Below are 23658 nucleotides of genomic sequence, written 5' to 3'. Positions count from 1 at the left end.
TCCTGCGTCGATTGATCGTTGAGTACCACGCGAATTACACGGTCGTTTCGGGCTGCTGCGCCGGCTGATAAGCGGGGAAATCCGAATAGTGCTTTTCGTCGCCGCCCCAGAAAGCCGCGCGGACATAGGGCGTCAGCGGCAGTTTGTGCTGGAGCCGATAAGGCAGGTCGGGGTTCGACGAAAAGTACCGGCCGAACGCGACGAGATCCGCATCGCCGGACGCAATGATGGTTTCCGCGCTTTCGCCATCGAAGCCGCCGGCCGCGATGATCGGCCCGGAGAAGTGTTCGCGAAGGTACTTCGCTGCGACTGGCGCGTGCCCTTCATGAAGCGTGTCGTCACCTTTGATACGCGGTTCGATCACGTGCAGATAAGCGATCTTGTACTCATCGAGCATGCGGGCGACATAACCGAATGTCGCTTCCGGGTTGCTGTCGGAGATGTCGCCCCACTCTCCCGATGGCGAGATGCGCACGCCCACGCGGTCCGCACCCCACACCGAAATCAGCGCGTCAACCGCTTCGCGCAGGAACCGGACACGGTTTTCGATCGGGCCGCCGTAAGCGTCCGTGCGCTTGTTGCTACCGTCCTGGATGAACTGGTCGACGAGATACCCGTTCGCGCCGTGCAACTCGACGCCATCGAATCCGGCATCCAGCGCGCGTTGCGCCGCGACGCGGAATTCCTCGATGACACCTGGAATCTCGTCGATCCCGAGCGCGCGATGGGGCGAGACCGGCACGAAGCCGTCCCTGGTGAGCGCAACGCCTTCGAACGGCACGACCGACGGGGCGACCGGCGCGACGCCGCCCGTCATTTCGACGTGGCTTTGACGCCCTCCGTGGATCAGTTGCATGAAGACCCGGCCTCCCTTGGCGTGAACCGCGTTGGCGATCGCCTTCCAGCCTTCGACCTGGCCGTCGTGATAGAAGCTTGCCGCGCCGAGATACGAACGGGCCGTCATGGAAATGCTGACGCCTTCGACGATTTCGAGGCCGCCGGCGGACGCGCGCTGACCGTAGAAGTCGGCCATCATCAGGCTCGGAATATCGCCCGGCTGGATCGTGCGCAGGCGGGTCATCGGTGCCAGAACGACGCGATGCGAGAGCGAATATGCGCCGAGTTTTTTCGGGGTAAACAAGTGTGTCATGGTTTTTCCTGGAGCGTTGCGGAGGTAGCGACGCGCCATTCGTGACGATCGACCCCAGGCATGGGGGACACGAAACACCCCACAGTCGTTGGAGGAGACTCATCGTCGCGACGCCGTCTGATGGGCAATCTAGCGATTCACGGCGAAAAGTTGAAAGACTTTCCAGGCTGGGATGCATGCCTGCGAGGCATGGCTTCCGTGCGATACCCGCCAGCAAGGGCTAGCGGCACGCCGGGCATCGGTGGGAGGCGAACGGTTTGACTCGAGACCTTATTTTTTGATCTGGTCGATACGCGAAAGAAAGAGTTCGAGCGTTGGCGAGCGATTGGTCCGGTTATATCCGACCACCAGTTCGATCGTCGGTGCTTCGCCTTTGAGTGGGCGGCTCGTCACCGACCAGGGCAGGAAGTTCTCCGCATAAGCCGGCAACAGCGCAACGCCCCTCGTCGACGCGATCAAAGACATCGCCATGGTCAGGTTGTGGACGCGGTAAGAGGGTTCGATGTCGAGATCGTTCTCAGCCAGATACATTTCGATGGCCCGGCGCATCGGCCCGGCGACATCCGATCCGCCGATGAACGTTTCGTTGGCAAGTTCATGAACATCGACCTTCTTGTGCGCCGTGAGGCGATGGTCGCTCGGCATGACGACGACGAAGGGCTCGCGCGCAACCGTGATGTACTCGACGTCCGGGCGGTTGGGCTCGGCCCGCATGAATGCAACGTCGAGCCGGCCGGTCGAGAGCCCCTCCGCGAGCTCTGGGGAGTGCTCGCTCGATACGGTCATTTCGATATTCTGCAAATCGCCCGCGAGCACGCGGCTCGCTTCGGCGAGCCAGGTCACTTCCTGGCCGCTCAGGAAGCCGACAGCGAACACAGGTTTAAACGGCCGCGCGGCCCGGCGCGCTGCATCGCGTGCGGCATCGACCTGCGCCAGAGCAAGGCGCGCGTGATCGAGGAATGCCCGGCCGGCATTGGTCAATTCGATGCCCCGGGCGCTGCGCACCAGCAGCTGCGCACCGACCTGATACTCGAGATCGCGAATCTGACGGCTCAGCGAAGGCTGGGAGGTGTGCAGCCGTCGTTCAGCCGCGACCGTCAAACTGCCTTCTTCCGCTACCGCAATGAAATAACGCAAGTGTCGCAGTTCCATGTTTTCAGTCATGCCTCGGGAGTATGGTGGCCAGCTTATAAAGTATTTTTTGCGCCGACAAGCAAAGACTATCTTTCCGTTCGATCAGCGACGCGCGAATCGCGCGCTGACAATCGTCCGACACAAGCCGGAAGGAGGCGCGATGAATACGCTCGCCGGAAAGACCGCAATCGTGACAGGCGCTTCGCGCGGTATCGGCCGTGCTGCGGCGCTGGCGCTCGCGAAAGCGGGCGCGCAGGTCATCGTTCACTATTGTCACCGCGCAATTGACGCGCAGTCGCTGGTGGCCGAGATCCGGGGAATCGGCAGCCGGTCCGATGCGATTGCCGCAGACCTTGCGTCGCCCGACGGTCCGCGTCGGCTCGCCCGACGCGTTCGCGGGATCGTGGGCGACCGTCTCGACATTCTCGTTGCAAACGCTGGAATTCGAACCCACGCGGCCGCCGGTGACACGTCCTTCGAGGATTTCACCCGGCAGTTCGCGCTCAATGTCCGTGCGCCGTATTTCCTCTTCCAGCAGTTGCTTCCGATCATGTGCAACGGCAGTAGCGTCGTGTTTCTGCTGCCCTGCGTCGCACCCGCCGCTGCCACGCGCGGAGCGAACGTCCCGGCTATCGGCGGCGCCGTGCAAACGATGGCGAGACACTTTGCCCTCGCGCTCGGCGAGCGCGACATCCGTGTCAATGCACTCTTGATAGCACCGGCGACGGGCCAACCGGCGAACGCGGGGAGAACCGTGCCGGACGGCCTTGGCGGTGCCGTCACGTTCCTCGCATCGGACGCTGCGCGCTGGATCACCGGTGAAATCGTTCAAATCAATGGCAGTGCCGAACTGTCCCGCGAACAGGCTTGCCTGGCGCCTCGCATTCCGACTGTCGCCACCACGACCGGTTGACCGCGTCGTTCACTGATTTTCACCCTTCGTTTGAGGAGCACGCTCATGTCCCACCACGACCTCACCCACGACAAACCCGTCAAGATTCCGGACTCCGACCATCCCATCACAATCGAACGCAATCCGTCGCGCGTCGTGGTCACGGCGGGCGGCATCGTCGTCGCCGATACGCACGATGCGTTGACGTTGCGAGAAGCTCGCTATCCGGCCGTGTTCTACATTCCGCAGGCGGACGTCGACATGACCCGGCTCGAGCGTACCGACCACACGACCTACTGCCCGTACAAAGGGGACTGCGCGTATTTCTCCATCCCGTCCGCTGGAGATCGCGGCGAGAACGCCGTCTGGATGTATGAAAACCCGTATGCAGCCGTCGAACCGATCCGGGGCTATCTCGCGTTTTATCCGGAGCGTGTGGATGCAATCGCGGAACTGCCGGCGACTCGCGTGAAACGCTAGCCCTCCGTTCATGGCGGTCGACCGCTTGGCGGTCGGCGCACAAACAGACACGCGCTCACCACCATGCCTGTCAGGCATGGGCCGGTGCCTCGAAAGTCTTTTATCCCGAGTTCCGCAGCACCTACATTGAGATCCAGCAGGCAACACGCTGGCGCAACTTCCACACGCAACGGCAATACGCGTCTCGGCCTGAATTTCGGTTTTCTCTATTTGAAGGATTGCAGCCATGAACCACGATACCCACCAAACCGCCCCCACGAACTACGTCGAAGCGAACGGCATCCGTTTTGCGTACCGCCGCTTCGGCAACCCGCAAGGCGTGCCGCTCGTAATGAACATCCACTTCACCGGCACGATGGACCACTGGGATCCGGCCGTCACCGACGGACTCGCGCAAGACCGTGAAGTGATCCTCTTCAACAACGCCGGGATTTCCAGCAGCTCGGGCACCGTTCCGGAATCGATCGAGGAAATGGCGGCCAACGCGGCCGCGTTCATTGACGCGCTGCGGCTGAAGCAGGTCGACGTGCTCGGCTTTTCGATGGGCGGTCTCATCGCGCAGGAACTCGCGATTGCGCGGCCTCAACTCGTGCGCCGGCTGATTCTCGTCGGTACGGGTCCGCGTTCCGGCGAAGGCATGGCGTCGCTGACGCCCGAGGCGCAGGACATTTTCAGCGCGAGCTACGACGAGCCCGACCATCTCTGGCTGCGCGTTCACTTCGCGCCCTCCGCGACGAGCCAGGCCGCGGGACGCGCGTTCCTGGACCGGTTCCGCCTGCGCAAGGAAAACCGCGATCCCGAGGCGAACGACCAGGTCGCACCCGCGCAACTGGCCGCGCTAGCCAAGTGGGGCGCCCAGCGCGAGAACCCCTATGCCTATCTGGAGGCGATTACCCAGCCGACACTTGTCATTAACGGCGACAACGACGTGATCATTTACTCGATCAACTCGTGGATTTTGCAGCAACACATTCGTGACGCTCAGTTGATCCTCTATCCCGATGCGAATCACGGCTCGCTGTATCAGTACCCCGAGCGATTCGTCACGCACGTGGAGCAGTTCCTTTCCGAAGTCACGGCACGCGGCTGAGCCCAATCGAAACCGCTCGCCCAAACATCATTTCAGGCGTTTCATCATGACCCATCTGAACGGAAAAACCGCGCTGGTCACGGGCGCATCGCGCGGAATCGGCCGCGCCATCGCTCTCGCGCTCGCCGAGGCTGGCGCGAGGGTGCTGATTCATTTCGGCAGTGCCGGGAACGCCGCGGACGAAGTGGTTGCAGCGATCCGCGCTGCGGGTGGCCATGCCGACAAGGTCGCGGCGGACTTGCGTGCCACGCACGGTCCGCACGAACTCGCAAAGCAGGTCTGCGAATTCGTCGGAGACCGGCTGGACATTCTCGTGGCCAACGCCGGCATCTCGAAGGCGGCTAGCATCGAAGAGACGACGATCGAAGACTTCGACAACCTCTTTGCCGTGAACGTGCGTGCTCCCTATTTCCTCGTGCAACAGTTGCTCCCCGTGCTCGGCGAGAACAGCAGTGTGATTCTGCTTTCGTCACTCGCGGCGCGCGCCTCGGTCAATAACCTGTCGGCCTACGCTGCGACAAAAGGCGCGATCGACACACTCGTGCGGCATTTCGCGTCAACGCTTGGTGAGCGCGGCATACGCGTCAATGCGATCGCGCCGGGCATCGTCGAAACCGATATGTCGAACTTCGCCAAAACCGATGCGGGTCGAAACTTCGCCCTCGGTATGCAGGCGCTCAAACGCGTCGCGCAACCTGAGGACATCGCCGGAGCCGCGGTGTTCCTCGCGTCGGACGACGCACGTTGGGTGACGGGCGACACGCTGCGCGTCGACGGCGGTTCGAGACTTTGAGCGCCGGGATGCGCGCCAACTACATGGCAGTTGGTTTGCGCGTCCGATATTCTTCTACGGATTCAAAGGACCGCTCAGGCTCGGTTGCCGCCCTTCGGGCTCGCGCATACAGCTTCAGTCAGGCCAGTCTCGGCAATTCAGCAACCGTACAGTCCCACCCATTCCATTTCCGTGCAGCAATACCAGGCGGCAATGCAGTTGCGGGCGCTCGATGGCCTCAGCCCATCGGCGCCCGCAACCGACCCGAAGGCCGGTCAGACAGCGTCAGCCCTCCTTACCCCCCCCTTCCCACCAAAGCCTTCACACTCCGCCTTATCCCACCGCGTCTTCACGACACGATTATCCGAATCGAACTGAACCTGATACTGGCAGGTCGCGACCTTTCCGGCGTCGCGGAACTGGAACAGGTAGTTCCACGTCCGCACGTGAAAGATCCACTCGTGGAAATGCGGCGGCCCAAGCAGTTCGTACAACTGGTTCTTCGTCACGCCCGGCTGGACCTGCGCGAGGTTCGCGAGATTCGGATACGTGCCCTCGGGCAGCGTGGCCGACTCGGGCGACGGGAACGGCGGATCGCCCTGCTGCGTGGCGCATCCGGTCAGGCCGGCGACGGCGAACAGTGCCGCGGCCGCGAACTTTGCAATGTGTGCGTTCATGTTTGGCATCGTCTGAATGAAAGGGAAACGGCGCGCACCGCGGCTCACCACTGATACCCGGCACCGACCACCGCGCCATACGTGCCGCGCGTGTTGGTCGAGACGGCCGCCTTGTAGATCCAGTGGTTGTTCTCCGAAATCGTCGAAATGCCCAGCGCCTGCCCCGACTGGCCGCGATACACGCTGCCGGCCAGCGCGACCATGCTCTTGCCGGGCCCGGACGGTTGCGGCAGGCCGGCCACGGCCATCGCCGTCGCCGTGCCGCCATCCGCATCGCGGCGGTAGCTGTCGAGGCTGTTGCGCAGGCTGGCGACCTGGCCGTCCGTATAGCTGTTCGCCTGCGACAGCGTGTTGCCGACGCTGGCGTTGAGCTGGTTCACGTTGACCGCATCGGTGCCCTGCGTACCGGCCGCGACGTTGACGACCTGGCGCGCCGAATCCGCCGAGCCGACCGCGACGACGTTCGAGCGCCCGCCGTCGTTGCTGCCCGTGCCGATCGCGGCCGAATTGCTGCCCGACGCGGTCGACCCGACCCCGATCGCGGTCGCCCCGTTGCCGGACGCCAGCGATCCGTTGCCGACCGCCGTGCTGTTCGAGCCCGATGCGACCGCGCCCGAACCGCCCGCGGACGAGTTCGCACCGGTCGACCCCGGCGTCACGTTCGTGCCGCTCGGATTCGTCGTGTACGACCCGCCGAGGTTGGACGTGCGCTGGGTGATCAGCGTCGTCAGCTGGTTGGCGACCGAATCGAGCTGCGACACGTTCACCGCGTCGGTGCCGCTCTTGCCGGCTGCGAGGCCGGTGATCTGCCGGTTGCCGACGTTCACTTCGCCGGATGACGACTGCGGGCTGCTCAGCCCGTACGCGATGTAGTTCGTCAGCGCGCCGACCGTGGTCAGCGAACCCGCGCCGAGCGCGACGCTGTTCGCCAGCGTCGCCGTGGCGCCGGCACCGAGCGCGAGCGCATCGGTCGCGTTGCTGCGCGCGCCCGATCCGAGCGCGACGCTGCCGACGCTGGCCGCGACCGCGTTGGCGCCCTGTGCGACCGACTGCGCGCCGGTGGCCGTCGCGCCGCTGCCGAGCGCGATCGCATCGGCCTGCGCGGAACTCGCCGCCTGCCCGATCGCGACGCCGCCCGGTGCGGTCGCGTCGACGATCGCGCCGTTGCCGATGCCCACGCCGTGATCGCCGTTGACGACCGTCGTCGGGCCGACCGCGATCGAATCCGCACCGACCGCGAGCGAGTCCACGGCCGTCGAGTTCGCATGGAAATACCTCGTGGTGGTGACCGCAAACGACTGCAGCGCGCCGGCCAGCTGCCGCACGGTCACCGCATCCTGCTGGCCGGTGCCGTCCGCGACGTTGGTGATCTGGCGATACGTCCTGCTCGTCGCGTCGCCGACCGATACCGCGCCCAGCAGCGTCTGGTCGGTCGTGTTGAACGGGATCGACGCGCTGCCGTTGCGGATGATGCCGGAAGCCGGCACCGTCGCGCGATCGGCCACCGAGCCGGCGCCGAACGCGATGCTGCCGTCCACCTTCGCGACCGCGTTCGGGCCGATCGCGACGCTGTCGACGCCGAGCGCCTGGCTGTCCGGCGCGGTCGAGTTCGCGTGGAAATACTTGGTGCCGTGCGCGTTGATGTTGTCGATCGCCGAACCGACGTTGTTGTTGATCGTCGTCGAACCGTCGCTGTTGTACGTCACGTACGACGGCGCCGAGATCGTCCCGGTCGTCGGGTTGTAGGTCGCGCCGCCGCCGAGCGCACCGGCCGTGCTGTTGCCGAGATTGGTGTTGTTCGCTCCGATCGAGCTGAGGCTGGTCGACAACGAACCGATGCCCGTCGACGTCGCGGTGGACAGCGACGTCAGGTTGCTGTTGGTGCTCGACAGGCCGGTGGACAGCGAGCCGACGGTGGTCGACGTGGATGTCGACAGCGACGAGATCGAGCTCGTCGTCGAACTGAGGCCGGTGGACAGCGAACCGATGCTCGTCGACGTTGCCGTGGACAGCGACGTCACGTTGCTGTTCGTCGTGCTCAGGCCGGTCGACAGCGAGGCGACGCCCGTGGACAGCGAACCGACGATCGTCGACGTCGACGTCGACAGTGACGTGACCGCGCTGTTCGTGCTCGACAGGCCGGTGGACAACGAGCTGATACCCGTCGACGTGGAGGTCGACAACGACGTGACCGTGCTGTTCGTCGAACTCAAGCCGGTGGACAGCGAGCCGACGACGGTCGATGTGGACGTCGACAGCGACGTGACCGAGCTGTTCGTCGAACTCAAGCCCGTCGACAGCGAGCCGACGACCGTCGATGTCGACGTGGACAGCGATGTGATCGAACTGTTCGCGGACGACAGGCCGGTCGACGTGGAAGTCGACAACGACGTCACCGAGCTATTGGTCGAACTCAGGCCGGTCGACAGCGAGCTGATACCCGTCGATGTCGACGTAGACAGCGACGTCACCGAGCTATTGGTCGAACTCAGCCCCGTCGACAACGAACTGATACCGGTCGACGTCGACGTGGACAGCGACGTCACCGAACTATTGGTCGAGCTCAATCCGGTCGACAACGAACTGATGCCGGTCGACGTCGACGTGGACAGCGACGTCACCGAGCTGTTGGTCGAGCTCAATCCGGTCGACAGCGACGACACACCCGTCGACAACGACGTAATGCTCGACGCGGTCGACGTCGACAGCGAATCGACCGCCTGATTCGTCGCAGCGAGCTGCGACCCGTTGATCGCGTCCGTGCTCGCCGAACTGATGCGCCCGGCCGCGACGTTGGTGATCTGGCGCTCGCTCCCCGCCGCGCCGACGCTGACGACGCTGGTCGGCGACGTGCCCTGGAAGTTGTACGTGACGCCGCCGATCACCGCGCTTGCCGTCGGATTCGGCGCGGCCGTCGTCGAACCCGAGCCGAGTGCGACATCGCCCGCGTTGTTCGCCACCGCCGACGCGCCGAACGCCAGCGCGCCCGCCGCCGCGGCCGTCGACGTGTTGCCGAGTGCGATCGAGCCGGTGCCCTGCGCGTTGTTCGAATTGCCGATCGCGACCGCGCCGTTGCCGTTCGCGGTGTTGTTCGAACCGGCCGTGACCGCGCCGGTGCCGATCGCGGTGCTCGGGTCGCCGATCGCCACCGCGCCGTTGCCGCTGACCGTCTGGCCCAGGCCGAGCGCAACGGCGCCGAGACCGCTCAGCACCTTCGAGCTGTTGCCGCCGGCGATCGAGCCCGCTCCCGCGGCCGCGGCGACCGAGTTGCTGTCGCCGATCGCGATGGTGGAACCCGCTGCCGCGACGCTGTTGATGCCGATCGCCGTTGCATTCGTGGCCGACGCCGTCGCACCCGGGCCCAGGGCCGTCGCCGATATGCCGCTCCCGAGCGCGAGATTGCCGAGCGCGACCGCGAACTGCTGCGTCGCGGTCGCCTGCACGCCTGCCGCGATCGAACTGACGCCCGCCGCATTGGCGCTCAGGCCGAGCGCCATCGACTGATTGGCGCCGGCCGTCGTGCCGGACCCGAGCGCGATCGAGCTGGTACCGAGCGACTGCGTGCCCGATCCGGGCACGCCGGCCGTGCCACCCCAGCCGATCGCGATCGACGTGCCGCCCTTTGCGCCGCTGTTGACGCCCATCGCGACGGCCGAATTGCCGGACGCCAGCGCGCCGCTGCCCACCGCAACGCCGGCTGCGCCCGAACTCGTCGACTGGTTGCCGATCGCGACCGTTCCCGTATCGGTGGCATGCGACGCGTAGCCGAGCGCGATACTCTGGACCCCGACCGCGCTCGCTCCGAGACCGAGCGCAGCCGCATACTGGCCGGACGCCAGCGCATTGTTGCCGAGCCCGACGGCCGACACGCCGGTCGCGGCTGCGCCGCTGCCGATCGCCACCGCGCCGCTTTGGGTCGCGCTCGACAGATTGCCGATGGAAACCGAGTAATCGCCGCTGCCGATCGCCTGCACGCCGAACGCCGAGCTATTGACGCCGGTCGCCTGCGAGTTGATGCCGACGGACGTCGAAGCGTCGCCCATCGCATGAGCACCCGGGCCGAGCGCAGTGGCCGAAACACCCTGCGCCGTCGCCAGGTTGCCCAATGCGGTGGAATTCTGCTGCGCGGCACTCGAACCGACGCCGATCGAGATCGAACTGATGCCGCCGGTTGCCGACCCGCCATCCTGCGCGTACTGCGCATGCGCGGCACCATGGAACAAGCCGAGATACGCCGATGCCATCAGCACGGCCAGCCGCCGTAGCGACGGAGCGGAAGGCATTCCCGCGTGTGTCGACGCGCCCCCGAGCGCGGCGCGTTCCGCCGTGCTACGCGACGACGCGACGCGCTTGCCGCGCGCACGGTCAAGCTCGGACGCCGCCACCCAGGCCCCCAATGCTTCGTTCCAGATCGACTTGAACGACTTGTTCATCTCGTGTTCCCTCGGTTCTCATGTGCTGAATGACGCAACAGCGAACGCATCGACAAGCGACGACGCATCCTGCTGCGTTCCCGCCCGTCTTGCGACGCTCCGTTCTTCACTTTGGATAGCTAAATAAATGCTCGAACAACACTGCACGACATTCCCGATCGCCATCGCGATCGCGCGAACGCACGCCGCACGTGCGCTTCGGCACGAAACGCGGCGACGATCGCCAGTTATCGACTCACGAAAGCCGACATCGCAGGAAAGGCGGATTCGCGATGCCCCGCGCACCGCGAATCCGCGCGCGTGCGCCGTCGCACCGAACCTGCGGCGACTTCGAATTTCATGGGAAAGCGTCGTTCGGACGCCGGATGGACGGATGCCGGCCCCAGCCTCGGGGCGGCCCGTCATGGTTCATTCAGGTGGAGGATGACACTGCGTAGTCCCCGGGTCTGAAGCATGCGCCGCCGGTTCGTGCGAACCGATGCGTTGGCCTGCCATGCCTGTCGTGCCTGTCGTGCTCATATTTTTCGTGCCCGCCTGATTCGATAGCGCACCGCGCACGATCGCGCCCGGACGAATCAAACCGCCAGGCTGCCAACGCGAAGCCGCTCACCCCTACCCGTTCGGTCGTCAAACGCACTTTCCGGATTTCCGGAAAAGAGCCGATGGCTTGCCGAACGACCCCTGCACCGAATTAATCGATCGAATTTTCTTGACGATTTCTTCTTGCCAGATGCTTCACACCCCGACAAACCCCACAATTCTCCGTTTCATCTTATATATCAACACATTCGGAAAATTATGAAGTTTGCGTTACCCTCGTGCCAGTGATTCGTCCGCCGCCGCATTCCCATACTTCGGGAATTCCATCATTCAATGTCACATTGAATATTGCATGTCACGGAATGCGACGGCGACAGGATGTTTGCGCAAAACCGGTCACCTCGAAGAACCGATTCCAGCCGCGCCGGGGCTAGTGTGCGGGCATTCGTCCAAACAAACCTTTTCCCGAGCGGACAAACCCTTTTCCCGAGCGGACGGCATTTACATTCATACATTCCGGCACGAAATCGGGATTATCAGCAAAAGAAATATTGACTGCGCATCAATAAAATATTAATCGCGATAACCTTTAGTTGTCACTCCCGATTTACTCTGGATGCCATCGCCCCCTCGACACAACGCATCCGGATTCATCGCCCGGGCCAATTAGATTGGCCATCAGATAAACCGGAAATAAAGACCGATATTAAAAGGTAATTCGGCATGTTTTTCCACTTCTTTTCCGTCCCCCGGAGCGCCGCTGCCGGAAACGCGTCGCACCCCATCGGATATGCCCACACGGGCCGCACGGTATCCTCACAATCGTCGCTGTTGCCGACATATAATTTTTCGCAACAATCGTGCACATAGCGATGCTTTCAGCCTGTCAGGTCTACTTCCCTACCCGCCCGCAACCATGTCATCCCGCTTGTCCAGTCCGGCATCGCTTCGCTCCACGCCGGATCTCGCTGACGCACATATTCTTGTCGTCGACGATCGCCCGAACGACCTGCGGCTCCTGACCGAGATCCTGCGTGCCGCGCGGTGCCGAATCAGCGTCGCGTTCGACGGATTGCAGGCCTATCACCGCGCGCAGGCCATCTCTCCCGACCTGATCCTGATGGACGTCCGCATGCCGCGCATGGACGGGTTCGCCGCGTGCCGGCTGCTGGCGTCGACGCCGTCGACGCAATCCATTCCGGTGATCATCCTGACGGCCGCGAGCGATCTCGAGGATCGCATCGCCGGGCTCGAAACCGGCGCGATCGACTACATCGTCAAACCGTTCGAACCGGCCGAAGTGATTGCGCGGATCCGCAATCACCTGAAGCGCGCAGGGCGCAGCCAGCCGTTTGCGCACCTGCCCGAACTGCCCGACAAACCCGATGCGGCGCTCGTGCGCGCGGCGACCGAGGTGCTGCTGCGCGACCTGCGCCATCCGCCGGCGCTCGAGGATCTCGCCAGACAGGTCGGCACGCACGAAAAGCGCCTGTCCCGCGTGTTCCGCGACCATCTCGGCCAGACCGTGTTCGAGTATCTGCGCGACACGCGCCTGCGCGCCGCGATGCACTTTCTCGCGGAGACGTCGATGGGAATCGGCGACATCGCCGAGGAAATCGGCTTTTCCACGCCCGGCAATTTCGCGACGGCGTTCCGCGAACGCTTCGGCATCACGCCGTCCGACTGGCGCCGCCAGCGCCATGCGGTCAATGCGCCGCCCGCGCCCGGGGAGCACCGTCACGATGCGTAGGCAATACGCGGCATGGGCAGCCGGATGTCGCGCGTTGCTGCTGCTTCTGATGGCGATGGCCGTCACCTGCGCGACGGCCCGGGCCGCGTCGGCGCCCGACCCGGCGCAACTGGAAGCCGTGTCGGTGTTCGAAGACGCCAGCACGACGCTGACCGCCGATCAGGTCGACGCCCGGCTCGCCGATCCGACACGCGGTAGCTCCGCAGCAACCACGCCATCGTTCAACGTCGAGTTTTCCCGGTCGGCATGGTGGGTCGGCGCAACGCTGACCAACCGCGACAGCACGGCGCGCCCGCTGGTACTGGCGATTCGCGACGCGCGCGTCGACCATGCCGGCTTCTATATCCACCAGGACGGGCACTGGACGCTCGCCAGCCGCTTCCCCGCCGCCGAGGCCGACGGCGATGCAAACCGGCCGCCATCGCGGTACCCGGCACTCGACGTCACGCTGCGCGCCGGTGAAAGCATCCGCGTGCTGATCCGCGTCACGTCGCGCAAGGAAATGCGGCTCGCGCCGGCCGCGTTCGCCCGCGAAGCATGGCATGCGCAGGACGTGCGCGCCGCGATGTGGGACTTCGGCTTCTTCGGCGGGCTGCTCGCACTCGTATGGTGCGCGCTGCTGATCGGGTTCTTTTCGCGCAGCAGCGTGTTCCACGTACTGGCCGCGATGGCGCTGAGCACGACGCTGTTCGAAGCGGCGTACCGCGGATACACGGCGTTGGCTCTGTCGCCCGGCGCGCGCGAGTGGTCGGCGCGCGGCGAGGTGATCTTCGCGTACCTGGCGATCTCGCTCTTCATCGTATTCATTCTGCTGGTCGCGCATCGCGAGAAGGCGCGCCTCCCGATACGCGCCGTCTACCTGACGATCCTCGGCCTCGAATGCGCGGGAATGGCCGGCGCCGCGTTCGGCGACCTGCTGACCTTCACGTGGTTCTGCCTGCGCTTGAACGCCGTGCTGGGGATCGTGAACCTCGGCATCGCGCTGACGCTCGCGATCCGCCGGACGCCGACAGGCCGCGTGATGCTGATCGCGATTACGCTCGCCGGCTTCAACATGCTGCTGCGCACGCTCGACGGCATGGACGCGCTGCCGCCGTTCCTGTTGTGGCTCAAGTCCGACATCTATCCGAACCCCGTCATCGCGATCATCGGGCTCGCCACGCACCTGCTGGTGCTGGCTGCGTGGATCCACCACGTGGGCCGCCAGCGCACCGAGGCGAGAAAACGGCTCGAACATTTCCAGCTCACCGAACAGGATCGCCTGCGCGACGAAGTCGCGAGGCGCACGGTCGCGCTCAACGACGCGCTGCAGCAGGTGACGACGCACATGCAGCAGAAGATCGAGACGCTCGGTTATGTGAGCCACGACCTGCGCGCGCCGCTGTCCACGATCAACGGCTACGCGAAGCTGCTGCTGCAAAGCGCGACGCGCAGCCAGGCGCGGCTGATCCGGTCGATCGACCGCAGCATCCGCTACCAGCTCGCGCTGATCGACGAACTGCTCGCGTTCACCAAGGCCGAGCTGCAGCCGCTCGGCGTGTCGCCGGACACGACCGACCTGCCCGCACTGCTCGACGACATCGCGCACTACGCGCTCGCGCTGTGCGCGCAGCAGGACAACCGGTTCGTCTACCGGCCGGCCACGCCGTTGCCGCGCATGGTGTCGATCGACGGGATGCGGTTGCAGCAGGTGCTGCTCAACCTGCTGTCCAACGCATCGAAATTCACGCGCGACGGCACGGTCACGCTGTCGGTTCATGCGTCGCGGGAAGGCGATGCGTGGCGCCTGCTGTTCGAGGTCGCCGATACGGGCATCGGCATCGACATCAGCGGCACCCGCGACATCTTCCGCGCGTACCAGCAGGTGCAGGCCGTGAACGGCGGAACCGGGCTCGGCCTGTTCATCGCGCAGCGCATCGTCGGCGCGATGGGCGGCGAGCTGGCCGTCGCCAGCCGGCCGGGCGTCGGCACGTCGTTCTCGTTCCCGATCGTCGCGCCGGCAGTCGGGCACGCGCTCGTGCCGGTGTCGGAACTCGTCCGGCGGTTTCATCCGGCCGACGATACCGAACCGGAGATCGCCGCGCCCTTGCCGCACGGCCCGTCCGACGATGCGCTCGACGCGCTGATCCTGCTCGCCGGCGACGGGCGGCTCACCGATATCGAGGAATGGCTCGATCGGTTTGCGCACGAGCCGGATCATGCGGCGTTCGTGCAGGCGATGCGCGAGCACCTCGACGCGCTCGATCTGCACGCGATCGAGAAGCTGGCCGGCACGCTGAAACGCGCACGTATTGCCGAGACGTCATTCGATGCCGAGACGGACTCGGCCGAACCGGCCTGACAGTGCGGACGCGAACGCTTCGGCGCCGGTCGCGACGCACCCGAACGACGCCGCCTGCACGAAACGATTCCGTTGACTCGAACGCGCGGTGGAATGGCCGTGGCAAACAACGCCGTCGCCCGGCGCACGCGCGCCGGGACACATCGACGTTTCGGCCAGATGAGACTGACATCCGTCATCTCGCTGATGAATTCGTCGAGAATCATGATCATGTCCGGATGCCGGAGTTCATCGGCAAGCGAAACCCTGGCGAACAGGCCGATTCCAACGCCAGCCAGAACCCCGGCCCGGATCGTTTCGCCCCCCTGCAAGGAGACAACCGTGCCTGTCAATGTGTTTGCCGAATCATTCGACCTCGAAGCCGCATTCGGCGACGTGTCGGAATACTGGTCGCCCAAAGTCGTTGCACAGGTCAACGATCAATACGTGAAGGTTGCAAAAGTACGCGGGCAGCTCGTCTGGCACGACCATGCGCACGAGGATGAACTGTTCTTCGTCGTGCGCGGACACCTCAAGATCGAATATGAAGGCGGCCGTATCGTCGATCTGCCCGCGGGTTCGATGCACGTGGTGCCGAGAGGCACGCTGCACAATCCGGTCGCTGACGACGAATGCTGGATCGTCCTGATCGAACCCGTTCAGACGAAGCACACCGGCGACGTCGAGTCACCGCTGACACGGACGATCGACGAGCAGTTGGGCGGGTTGCGCTGAGTTCATCCGTCGGCTTGGACCGATCCCTCCCAAGCCGACATGTCGGTGCCGAACCAGCGCCGAAGCCCCGATACGCGCGAAACGTCAGGCCGAAGCCGCCGTGCTGCCTGCACCCTGCTCGCGCGCCGGCGCCGCGCGCCGCCCCGACGCCGAGCCCGGCGCGCCGCTCGGCCGGGCCGCGTTCGGTCGGGCCGCGTTCGGCCGGTCGACGTAATCGCGCGGCGTGCGCCCGAGCACCCGTCTGAAATGGCGGCACAGATGGCTCTGGTCGAAGAACCCGACCTCGGTCGCGACGACCGACGGCGGCAGCCCCGCGCGCAGCAGGTCCTGCGCGCGCCGCACGCGCACGAGGCACAGATAGCGATGCGGCGACACGCCCAGCTCGTTGCGAAAGCGCGCGGCAAAACGCGACACGCTCAGCCCGACCGCCGCCGCGAGCGCCTCGATGCTCAACGGCTGCGCGTACGAAGTCTCGATGATGCGCAGCGCGCCGCCGACGGCACTCGACACGGGCTGCGCAACGCCGAACGGGCGGGCCGCAGCGGGTTCGCCTGCAGGATGAAAAAGGTCTCCCATGCGCGGCTCCGTCAGGTTGTCGCGTGCGTCGCGTCGGCCGGCATCGCGAAGCGCCCGATCGCGAACGGCTCGATCGGCGTGCTCGTCGCGCCCGTGTCGATCAGCTCCGCCATCGTGTCGCCGACGCCCGGGCCGAGCTGGAAGCCGTGCCCGCAGAAGCCGAACGCGTAATACAGCCCGTCGACCTTCGCGCTGCGTCCCATGATCGGCCGGTCGTCCGGCATATAGCCCTCGACACCGCTCCATACGCGAATGATGTTCAGCCGCGTCAGCGCCGGTGCGACGCGCGCGAGCTGCGTGAACTGCAGCAGCGTGCTCTCGGGCAGCACCTTCGCGCGCCGTTCGTCGAGATAGGCCGGCGCGCGCGCGCAGCCGCCGATCACGATGTTGCCGCGCGCGACCTGCCGGAAGTACACGACTTCCTCGATATGCGGCGACGATACGCCGACGGCCGGCAGGATCGAATACGGGACGGGCTCCGTCACGCACATCTGCGGCCCGTTGACCGCGATCGGCACCGGTTCGCCGAACTGCGTGCTGAGCTGATTGCCCCACGCGCCGGCCGTCACGAGCAGGTTCGGCGCACAGAACACGCGGCCGTCCACGCTCGTCGCGCGGAACGTGCCGCCGTCCTTCTCGACGGTCGCGATCGCGGTGTTCTCCTCGATCCGCGCCCCCGCACGCGCCGCCGCACGGCCGAACGCCGGCGCGGCGAGGCGCGGGTTCGCGTGGCCGTCCAGCGCCGAATGGGACGCGCTCAGCACCTCCGGGCCGAGAAACGGAAACTTCGCGCGCATCGCCGCGCCGCGATACAGGTCGAGCTTCAGCCCGTATTGCGCGGCGTCGCGCGCGTAGGCGTCGAACATGTCGTCCTGCTCCTGCCGGTAGCACACGCGAACGTGCCCGGTCTGCAGGAATTCGGCGTCGTGCCCGATCAGCTCGGGCATTCGGCACCAGATCTCGCGGGAACGGTTCGCGAGGGGCAGTTGCGGCAGGTAACGGCCCTGGCGCCGCACGTTGCCGAAATTGACGCCGCTCGCCTGCTGCCCGATCAGCCCGCGTTCGAGCAGGATCACCGAGCGGCCGCGCCGGCGCAGGAAAAACGCGGCCGCGGCGCCCATGAAGCCGCCGCCCACGATCACGACATCCGCATCGGCCCGCATCACTCGTCCCCCTTCATCGTCACGGCTTCGTCACGCGGCGCGGGCGGCTCGCCCGCCGCGCGCAGCGCGACCGGCAGCGGCTTCACGGGCGCCTGCCCGCGCAGGCGGCCGACCGCCTCGAGCGGCACGCCGGCCGCGGCGGCAATCACCTCGGCCCCCGCGTGGCCGCAGTAGCGGCCCTGGCAGCGCCCCATCCCGACGCGGCTGAACGCCTTCGCGCGATTCGCGTCGCACGCGCCTTCGTCGCGGATCACGCGGCGCAGCTCGCCGACGCTCACGCCCTCGCAACGGCACAGGATCGTGTCGTCGGACAGCGTCGCGGCCTGTTGCGCGGGCCACGGAAACGCCTGCGCGAGCCCCGCGCGGAAACGGTCCATCTTCGCGCGTTCGCGCTGCAGCGCGGCGACCGCGCGCGCGTCGACCGGCCGGCCGAGATCCGTCAGCAGCGCGAGCGCCGCAAGGCGGCCCGCCGCTTCCGCGCCATCCGCACCGAGGACGCGCGCGCCGTCGCCGGCCAGATAGACGCCCGCGACCGAGCTGCGCCCCAGGTCGTCGAGCTGCGGCAGCCATTGCCGCGTGTCGCCGTCGAAGCGGAACGCGCAGCCGGCGAGATCCGCGAGCTGCGTCTCGGCGCGCAGGTGGTAGCCCAGTGCGACCGCGTCGCAATCGATGCGCGCGGCGGTGCCGGCGGCGGTGCGAAAACCGACGGCCGACACGCCCTGCGCGGGATCGCCGTGAATCTCGAGCGGCTCGATCCCGTGCTCGATGCGCACGCCGGCACGCTTCAGCGCTCGCGTGAGCGCGATGCCCTTCGCGAGCACGTCGGGCCGCGCGAGCAGTTTCGGCAGCGCGCGCAGCCGGTTCGTCACGGGCGACGTGTCGAGCACGGCCGCGACTTTCGCGCCGGCCTGCACGTACTGGTTCGCGACGAGATACAGCAGCGGGCCCGAGCCCATGAACACGACGTTCGCGCCGATCGCGCATGCCTGCGCCTTCAGCGCGATCTGCGCTGCGCCGAGGCTGTACGTGCCCGCGTACTGCCAGCCCTTGACGGGCATCAGCCGGTCGGTCGCGCCCGGGCACAGCACCAGCGCGTCGTACGGGTGGCGCACCGACGCGCCGTCGTGCGCGGTATAGAGCGCGCCGCCGGACACGTTCCACGCCAGCGTGTCGGGCGCGTAGTCCAGCGACGCGCGCAGGCGCTCGAACGTGTCGTGCAGGTCTTTCGCGCGCGCGGCCTCGGTGCCGTACAGCTTGTCGTACGGGCGCGAGAACGTGTCGGGCTGACGACGGTAGATCTGGCCGCCGTCGCGCCGGCCTTCGTCGATCACGAGCGGCCGCACACCGGCTTCCACCAGCGTCTGCGCGCAGCGCACGCCGGCCGGCCCGGCGCCGACGACGATTACGCGTGATTCGACCATTGCGCCTCCGGTTGGCGGGTGACGATGTCGAGGCCCGGCTGCACGACGGTCGTGCACGCGCGCAGGCGCTCGCCGTCGGCCGTCCAGACCCAGCAGTCCTGGCACGCGCCCATCAGGCAGAAACCGGCCCGCGCCTCGGGGCCGAACTCGGACTGCCGCACGTGGCCCGTCTGCGTCAGCATCGCGACGAGCAGCGTATCGCCCTCGAGCCCGTTCACCGTACGGCCGTCGACGCGGAACGCCACCGGACGGCGCCCGGTTTCGGCGAGACGAACGAATCGCCCTGTCATATCCAACCCTCCTGTCGCGCGAGCGCGCCGCCCACCGGCCGGCCCGTCGTGCGTCTTTCCATCGTTTTCATCATTCAGTGCAGGATGTCCTGCAGCCGGTAATACGCGCCGACGAACGGCAGGAACCACGCGTGCCCGAAATGGCCTGGTATCGCCGGCCAGTCGAGTTCGCGCCACGGATTCGCCGCGGCAGCGCCATACATCACGTCGGCCATCACGCGGCCCATGTGCACCGACATCTGCACGCCGTGGCCGCTGTAGCCCATCGAGTAATAGACGCCGTCGTGCTGGCCGGCACGCGGCAGGCGGTCGGCGGTGATGTCGACGAGCCCGCCCCAGCAATAGTCGAGCCGCACGTCCGCGAGCGCCGGGAAATACTCGGCCATCCCGGCGCGCAGGATGTCGCCGCTTTTCGCGTCGGAGCGCGGGCTCGACATCGCGAAGCGCGCGCGGCCGCCGAACAGCAGCCGGTTGTCGGGCGTCACGCGGAAGTAGTTGCCGATCTGGCGCGACGTCACGTACGCGCGGCGATGCGGAAGCAGCCGGTTCAGTTGCTCGTCGGGCAGCGGTTCGGTGACGACGATGAAACTGCCGACCGGCGCGATGCGCCGCCGGAACCACGCGAACGGCCCCTGCTGCGATGTGCCCGTGGCCACCAGCACGCGATCGGCCACGATCGTGCCGCGCGCACAGGTGATCGTGTGACGCTCGCCATCGAGCCGCTCGAGCTGCGTGACGGCCGCCCGCTCGTAGATGCGCGCGCCGGCCCGCACGGCCGCTTGCGCGAGCCCGACGCCGAACTTGCCCATGTGCATCTGCGCGCCGTTGCGCTGCAGCAGGCCGCCGTGGAAGCCGTCGGAGCCGACTTCATCGCGAATCCGCGATGGCTCGATCAGTTCGATGTCCGGATCGACGTCGCGCCGCAATACGTCGAAGGTCTTCGCGAGCCCCGCGAAATGCTGCGGCTTCGCGGCAAGCTTCAGCTTGCCGGCGCGCCGGAAATCGCAGTCGATTGCCTGTTCGCCAACGATCGATTCGACGGTTCGCACCGCGCTCTCATATGCGCGATAGAACTGCTTCGCCTGCTCGGCGCCGATTCGCGCGGCCAGCGATGCGTAGTCCTGCGCAACGCCGGTGTTGCATTGGCCGCCGTTGCGGCCGGATGCCTCTGCGGCGACCTGCGCGGCTTCGAGCACCACGACCGACACGCCGCGCTGCGCGAGCGCCAGCGCCGCCGACAATCCGGTAAAACCGCCGCCGATCACGACCACGTCGGCACGCCCTTCGACGGGCCCTTCGCTGCCGGCGCGAAAATCGGGGCGGGTATCCAGCCAGTACGATTCGAGTTTCATCGGATCCTTCGTGAGCATTCAGGCGCCGCGCACGACGTGCATGCGGCGCGCCGGCCCGCCTGTCGCCGCAGGTTCGCGATCGGGCGATGGCCGCCCGGTGAACACCATTTAATCATCGTCAAAAAGCGGAGTTGCCGCGTATTGGCGCGCGGCGCGCGCATCATCCGCTGTTTTGCGCGGCCGCGGCAGCACACCATGCGCAAGCCGCGCGCGGCAGCCCGCGCGCACCGGCCGAATGCCGTCCGATCCGGTGATGGAACGCGCCGGCGCCATTCGTCACGCCTCCACCGACATGTCGATCAGCACGCTCTTGAAGCGCAGGTTCGCCTCGTACGCGTAGCGGCCGAGATCCTTGCCGATGCCCGACTGCTTGTAGCCGCCGGTCGGGATCACGAAATCCGACGTGCGGCCATAGCGGTTGATCCACACGGTGCCGGCCTCGAGGCCGCGCATCACCCGCAGTGCGCGGCGAGCGCGAGCGCCTCGTCGTCGAACGTCTGCACGGTCAATACCGGCCCGAAGATTTCGTCGCGCACGGCCGGCGAGCGCGACGGGTTTCGTGCCCGACTGCACGCATGCCGCCATGGTCGCCGCGGCGTTGTCAAGTTGAAGTGTCGGAGGCGCAAGCGTGCCGGGGATTGGTCGTTACCCGGAAAGCGGACTGAGTCCGGATGACATGGGTCGGTTCACGCCCTGCTGCGCGGCGAATCGTCGGAGGATTTCCAGCGCACGAGAAACGCGCGCGGCGCACGGTATTTCGTCGCGGGCAAGACAATGACGTGACAACGCCGTTTTGACATCGATCACGATTTTCATGCCGCCGACTTTTCCGACGACGCTCACCACGAGGGCGCTTTCCCCACGCAGCTCGTGGCGGTTTGAAGCCTGCTCCTGCAAGCCGGCTTCGAAGGGCCGTCCCTCATCTTCGGTAAAGCATCGCGGGCATCGGTCGGTTGATGTCCGCATTCCTGGCACGCGTCGAGTAGCGCACGGGAATCGCACCCGCACGCTCTCACAGAACCGGACGTGAACCTCTCGATTCATCCGGCTCCTATCGTCCAACCGTAGTCTCCATAACCCAATGCGCGAACAAGCTCGGCTGCCGGGACTTAATGTCCTTCAACCATGCTGCGGCGCGCACCTTCCGGCCGTGGAGGTGTTTGTATTTCCGTTGAGCCCAACGGACCAGAGCGGCATCAACCGCAAGGAGTACCTGGCCCAGTGCGGACCGATAAAATCGACCGTAGTACTGAATCCAGCCAAGCAAGGTCGGACGCGTTCGGTCCGCCAACTCAGACAGACTCAGATCATGACGGTGCAATGCACTGCGGCGACGCAATTGCTGCCGAATCGCCTTCGCAGCCTTGTTGCTGACCGCAGGCAGGAAGCCTACCGTCAACTTACCCATCCGATTCCTGGCACTTCGCGGTCTGAACGTATAGCCCAGGAAGTCGAACTGACAGAGCGGATAGCTGGCTGACCGGTTGGCCTGCTTGCAGTACACGATTTTGGTCTTTTCCGGATGCAGTTCCAGCTTGCATTCGATCAGCCGCTTCTCCAGTCCCTGCCTGAGCTCGCGCGCCTGCGCTTCGCTCTTGCAATGACAGATGGCGTCATCAGCATAACGTTCGAATGGCACACCCGGGTGATGCTTCTGCATCCACCGGTCAAACGCGTAGTGGAGAAACAGGTTGGCCAGCAATGGACTGACGACACCGCCTTGCGGCGTGCCCCTGTCCGGATGCACCACAGACCCGTCAGGCATTTGCACGGGCGCCTTGAGCCAGCGCTCGATATAAAGCAGCACCCACGCACAATCCGTATGGCGACGCACCGCCCTCATCATCAAGTCCCATTCGATACTGCCGAAGAAGTTCTTGATGTCGAGGTCCAGCACCCACTCGTACTCCCAGCATCGCTGCCGGGTCGCGTCGAGCGCTTGATGCGCCGAACGTCCGGGACGATACCCGTATGAGTCGCTGTGGAACACAGGCTCCACGAGCGGCTCCAGATATCGCTTGACCACCGTCTGCGCGATGCGATCAGAGATCGTCGGTATCCCCAACGGCCTCGTACCCGCACCTCCCGCTTTGGGTATGTCAACCCGCAGAACCGGCGGCGGCATGTAGCTGCCGGAAGACATGCGATTCCAGATCCGATACAGATTGTTTTTCAGATCCACCTCGAACTCCGCCATCGACTGCCCGTCCACGCCCGCCGCCCCACGGTTGGCCTTCACCTGCTGATACGCTTCCCACACCTCACGTTTGGAAATACAAAACGGTTTTGCCTTATCCATGCGGGTCCTCCCCTTGCGGGTTGCCCGCAGGATAAAGCCAGACGATGACGCCCCTTCGGTCCAGTCCCATTACGGGCCCCTCAACCCTACTACGGACGTCTCCGCCCCTGTGTCCCGCATCGGTACTCTCATCCTTGCGGAGGCCTTCCGCTTGGATTTTTCCCTTCGCATCGGGACGACAGGTTCCCAAGTTCCTTACCGAAGCCTGAGTCAAAGTCACGCCGCCTTTATGCCGGATGCCGAATGGGCCGTCAGCAGGCATCGCCCAAACTTGTCCCGGAGCATGCAATCCCCCCGGTTTTGACATCGAATATGATTTTTACGACACGTCATCAGCGGTTCACTCACGTTCGTCTCTTTGACTCCCACCTGCCGGGAGTGCCCCCGGCTTTTCCAACAACGCTCACCACGAGGGCTCTTTACCCACGCAGCTTGTGGCGGTTTGAAGCCTGCTCCTGCAAGCCGACTTCGAGGGGCCGTCCCTCATCTTCGGTAAAGCATCGCAAGCATCGGTCAGTTGATGCCCGCGTTCTTGGCACACATTGCACTGAAATCAAGGCCGCCTTTACGAAACACCGGCTTCC

General features: G+C 65.7%; 18 protein-coding genes and 1 pseudogene. 7 read left to right on the top strand and 12 right to left on the bottom strand.

Annotated elements, in window-relative coordinates; all coding sequences use genetic code 11:
• Positions 1-34 precede the first annotated feature (34 nt).
• Both LXM88_RS02140 and LXM88_RS02135 read right to left on the bottom strand, forming a co-directional pair.
• Positions 35-1150, bottom strand: a complete 1116-nt coding sequence (locus LXM88_RS02140) for an alkene reductase (RefSeq protein WP_262531622.1) — start codon at positions 1148-1150, stop codon at positions 35-37.
• A 270-nt stretch (positions 1151-1420) separates the two neighbouring features.
• Positions 1421-2302 (bottom strand): LysR family transcriptional regulator, encoded by an 882-nt coding sequence (locus tag LXM88_RS02135; RefSeq protein ID WP_262531564.1) that lies wholly within the window; start codon positions 2300-2302, stop codon positions 1421-1423.
• A 142-nt stretch (positions 2303-2444) separates the two neighbouring features.
• Here LXM88_RS02135 and LXM88_RS02130 point away from each other — a divergent pair, with 142 nt between their 5' ends.
• From LXM88_RS02130 to LXM88_RS02115, 4 genes are all read left to right on the top strand, one after another.
• Positions 2445-3197, top strand: a complete 753-nt coding sequence (locus LXM88_RS02130; protein WP_262531562.1) for an SDR family NAD(P)-dependent oxidoreductase — start codon at positions 2445-2447, stop codon at positions 3195-3197.
• 45 nt (positions 3198-3242) lie between these two features.
• On the top strand, positions 3243-3656 hold the full coding sequence (locus tag LXM88_RS02125) for a DUF427 domain-containing protein (protein WP_262531560.1): 414 nt from the start codon (positions 3243-3245) through the stop codon (positions 3654-3656).
• A 226-nt stretch (positions 3657-3882) separates the two neighbouring features.
• Positions 3883-4746 (top strand): alpha/beta fold hydrolase, encoded by an 864-nt coding sequence (locus LXM88_RS02120; RefSeq protein ID WP_262531559.1) that lies wholly within the window; start codon positions 3883-3885, stop codon positions 4744-4746.
• Between the two features lie 46 nt (positions 4747-4792).
• A complete protein-coding gene (locus LXM88_RS02115; protein ID WP_262531557.1) occupies positions 4793-5539 on the top strand; it encodes an SDR family NAD(P)-dependent oxidoreductase in 747 nt (248 codons plus the stop codon).
• A gap of 254 nt (positions 5540-5793) precedes the next feature.
• Here LXM88_RS02115 and LXM88_RS02110 read toward each other — a convergent pair whose 3' ends face one another.
• A complete protein-coding gene (locus tag LXM88_RS02110; protein ID WP_262531556.1) occupies positions 5794-6195 on the bottom strand; it encodes an outer membrane protein assembly factor BamE in 402 nt (133 codons plus the stop codon).
• A gap of 44 nt (positions 6196-6239) precedes the next feature.
• Positions 6240-10628, bottom strand: a complete 4389-nt coding sequence (locus tag LXM88_RS02105) for a YadA-like family protein (RefSeq protein ID WP_262531555.1) — start codon at positions 10626-10628, stop codon at positions 6240-6242.
• Positions 10629-12084: 1456 nt separating this feature from the next.
• Between LXM88_RS02105 and LXM88_RS02100 the strand changes: the two genes are divergently transcribed.
• The 3 genes from LXM88_RS02100 to LXM88_RS02085 all read left to right on the top strand — a co-directional run bounded on the left by LXM88_RS02100 (position 12085) and on the right by LXM88_RS02085 (position 15973).
• On the top strand, positions 12085-12918 hold the full coding sequence (locus LXM88_RS02100) for a response regulator transcription factor (protein ID WP_262531554.1): 834 nt from the start codon (positions 12085-12087) through the stop codon (positions 12916-12918).
• A complete protein-coding gene (locus tag LXM88_RS02095) occupies positions 12911-15259 on the top strand; it encodes a sensor histidine kinase (RefSeq protein WP_262531553.1) in 2349 nt (782 codons plus the stop codon). Before LXM88_RS02100 ends, LXM88_RS02095 begins: the two co-directional genes overlap by 8 nt.
• 333 nt (positions 15260-15592) lie before the next feature.
• Entirely contained in the window at positions 15593-15973 is a 381-nt protein-coding gene (locus tag LXM88_RS02085; protein ID WP_412524094.1) for a cupin domain-containing protein, read from the top strand.
• An 84-nt stretch (positions 15974-16057) separates the two neighbouring features.
• On the opposite strand, the gene LXM88_RS02080 is transcribed toward LXM88_RS02085, so the two are convergent.
• From LXM88_RS02080 to ltrA, 8 genes and pseudogenes are all read right to left on the bottom strand, one after another.
• A complete protein-coding gene (locus LXM88_RS02080) occupies positions 16058-16549 on the bottom strand; it encodes a helix-turn-helix domain-containing protein (RefSeq protein WP_262531550.1) in 492 nt (163 codons plus the stop codon).
• Between the two features lie 11 nt (positions 16550-16560).
• Positions 16561-17712, bottom strand: coding sequence for an NAD(P)/FAD-dependent oxidoreductase (locus LXM88_RS02075; protein ID WP_262531549.1), 1152 nt, complete (start codon positions 17710-17712; stop codon positions 16561-16563).
• Positions 17712-19133, bottom strand: coding sequence for an FAD/NAD(P)-dependent oxidoreductase (locus LXM88_RS02070; protein WP_262531547.1), 1422 nt, complete (start codon positions 19131-19133; stop codon positions 17712-17714). The genes LXM88_RS02075 and LXM88_RS02070 overlap by 1 nt, the downstream gene beginning before the upstream one ends.
• A complete protein-coding gene (locus LXM88_RS02065; RefSeq protein WP_262531545.1) occupies positions 19115-19423 on the bottom strand; it encodes a (2Fe-2S)-binding protein in 309 nt (102 codons plus the stop codon). The genes LXM88_RS02070 and LXM88_RS02065 overlap by 19 nt, the downstream gene beginning before the upstream one ends.
• Positions 19424-19497: 74 nt before the next feature.
• Positions 19498-20775: an NAD(P)/FAD-dependent oxidoreductase gene (locus LXM88_RS02060; RefSeq protein ID WP_262531544.1), complete on the bottom strand. Its 1278-nt coding sequence runs from the start codon at positions 20773-20775 to the stop codon at positions 19498-19500.
• Positions 20776-21051: 276 nt separating this feature from the next.
• A pseudogene (locus LXM88_RS02055) lies at positions 21052-21320 on the bottom strand (aldehyde dehydrogenase family protein); the annotation flags it as partial.
• A 100-nt stretch (positions 21321-21420) separates the two neighbouring features.
• On the bottom strand, positions 21421-21741 hold the full coding sequence (locus LXM88_RS02050) for a hypothetical protein (RefSeq protein ID WP_262531543.1): 321 nt from the start codon (positions 21739-21741) through the stop codon (positions 21421-21423).
• An 85-nt stretch (positions 21742-21826) separates the two neighbouring features.
• Positions 21827-23074, bottom strand: a complete 1248-nt coding sequence (gene ltrA, locus LXM88_RS02045) for a group II intron reverse transcriptase/maturase (protein WP_262531542.1) — start codon at positions 23072-23074, stop codon at positions 21827-21829.
• Between the last annotated feature and the right edge of the window lie 584 nt (positions 23075-23658).

Source organism: Burkholderia sp. S-53, assembly GCF_025560745.1.
Taxonomy (GTDB): Bacteria; Pseudomonadota; Gammaproteobacteria; order Burkholderiales; family Burkholderiaceae; genus Burkholderia; species Burkholderia pyrrocinia.
Note: the sequence above shows the minus strand (reverse complement) of the source record. Positions and strands in the feature narration are given on the sequence as shown.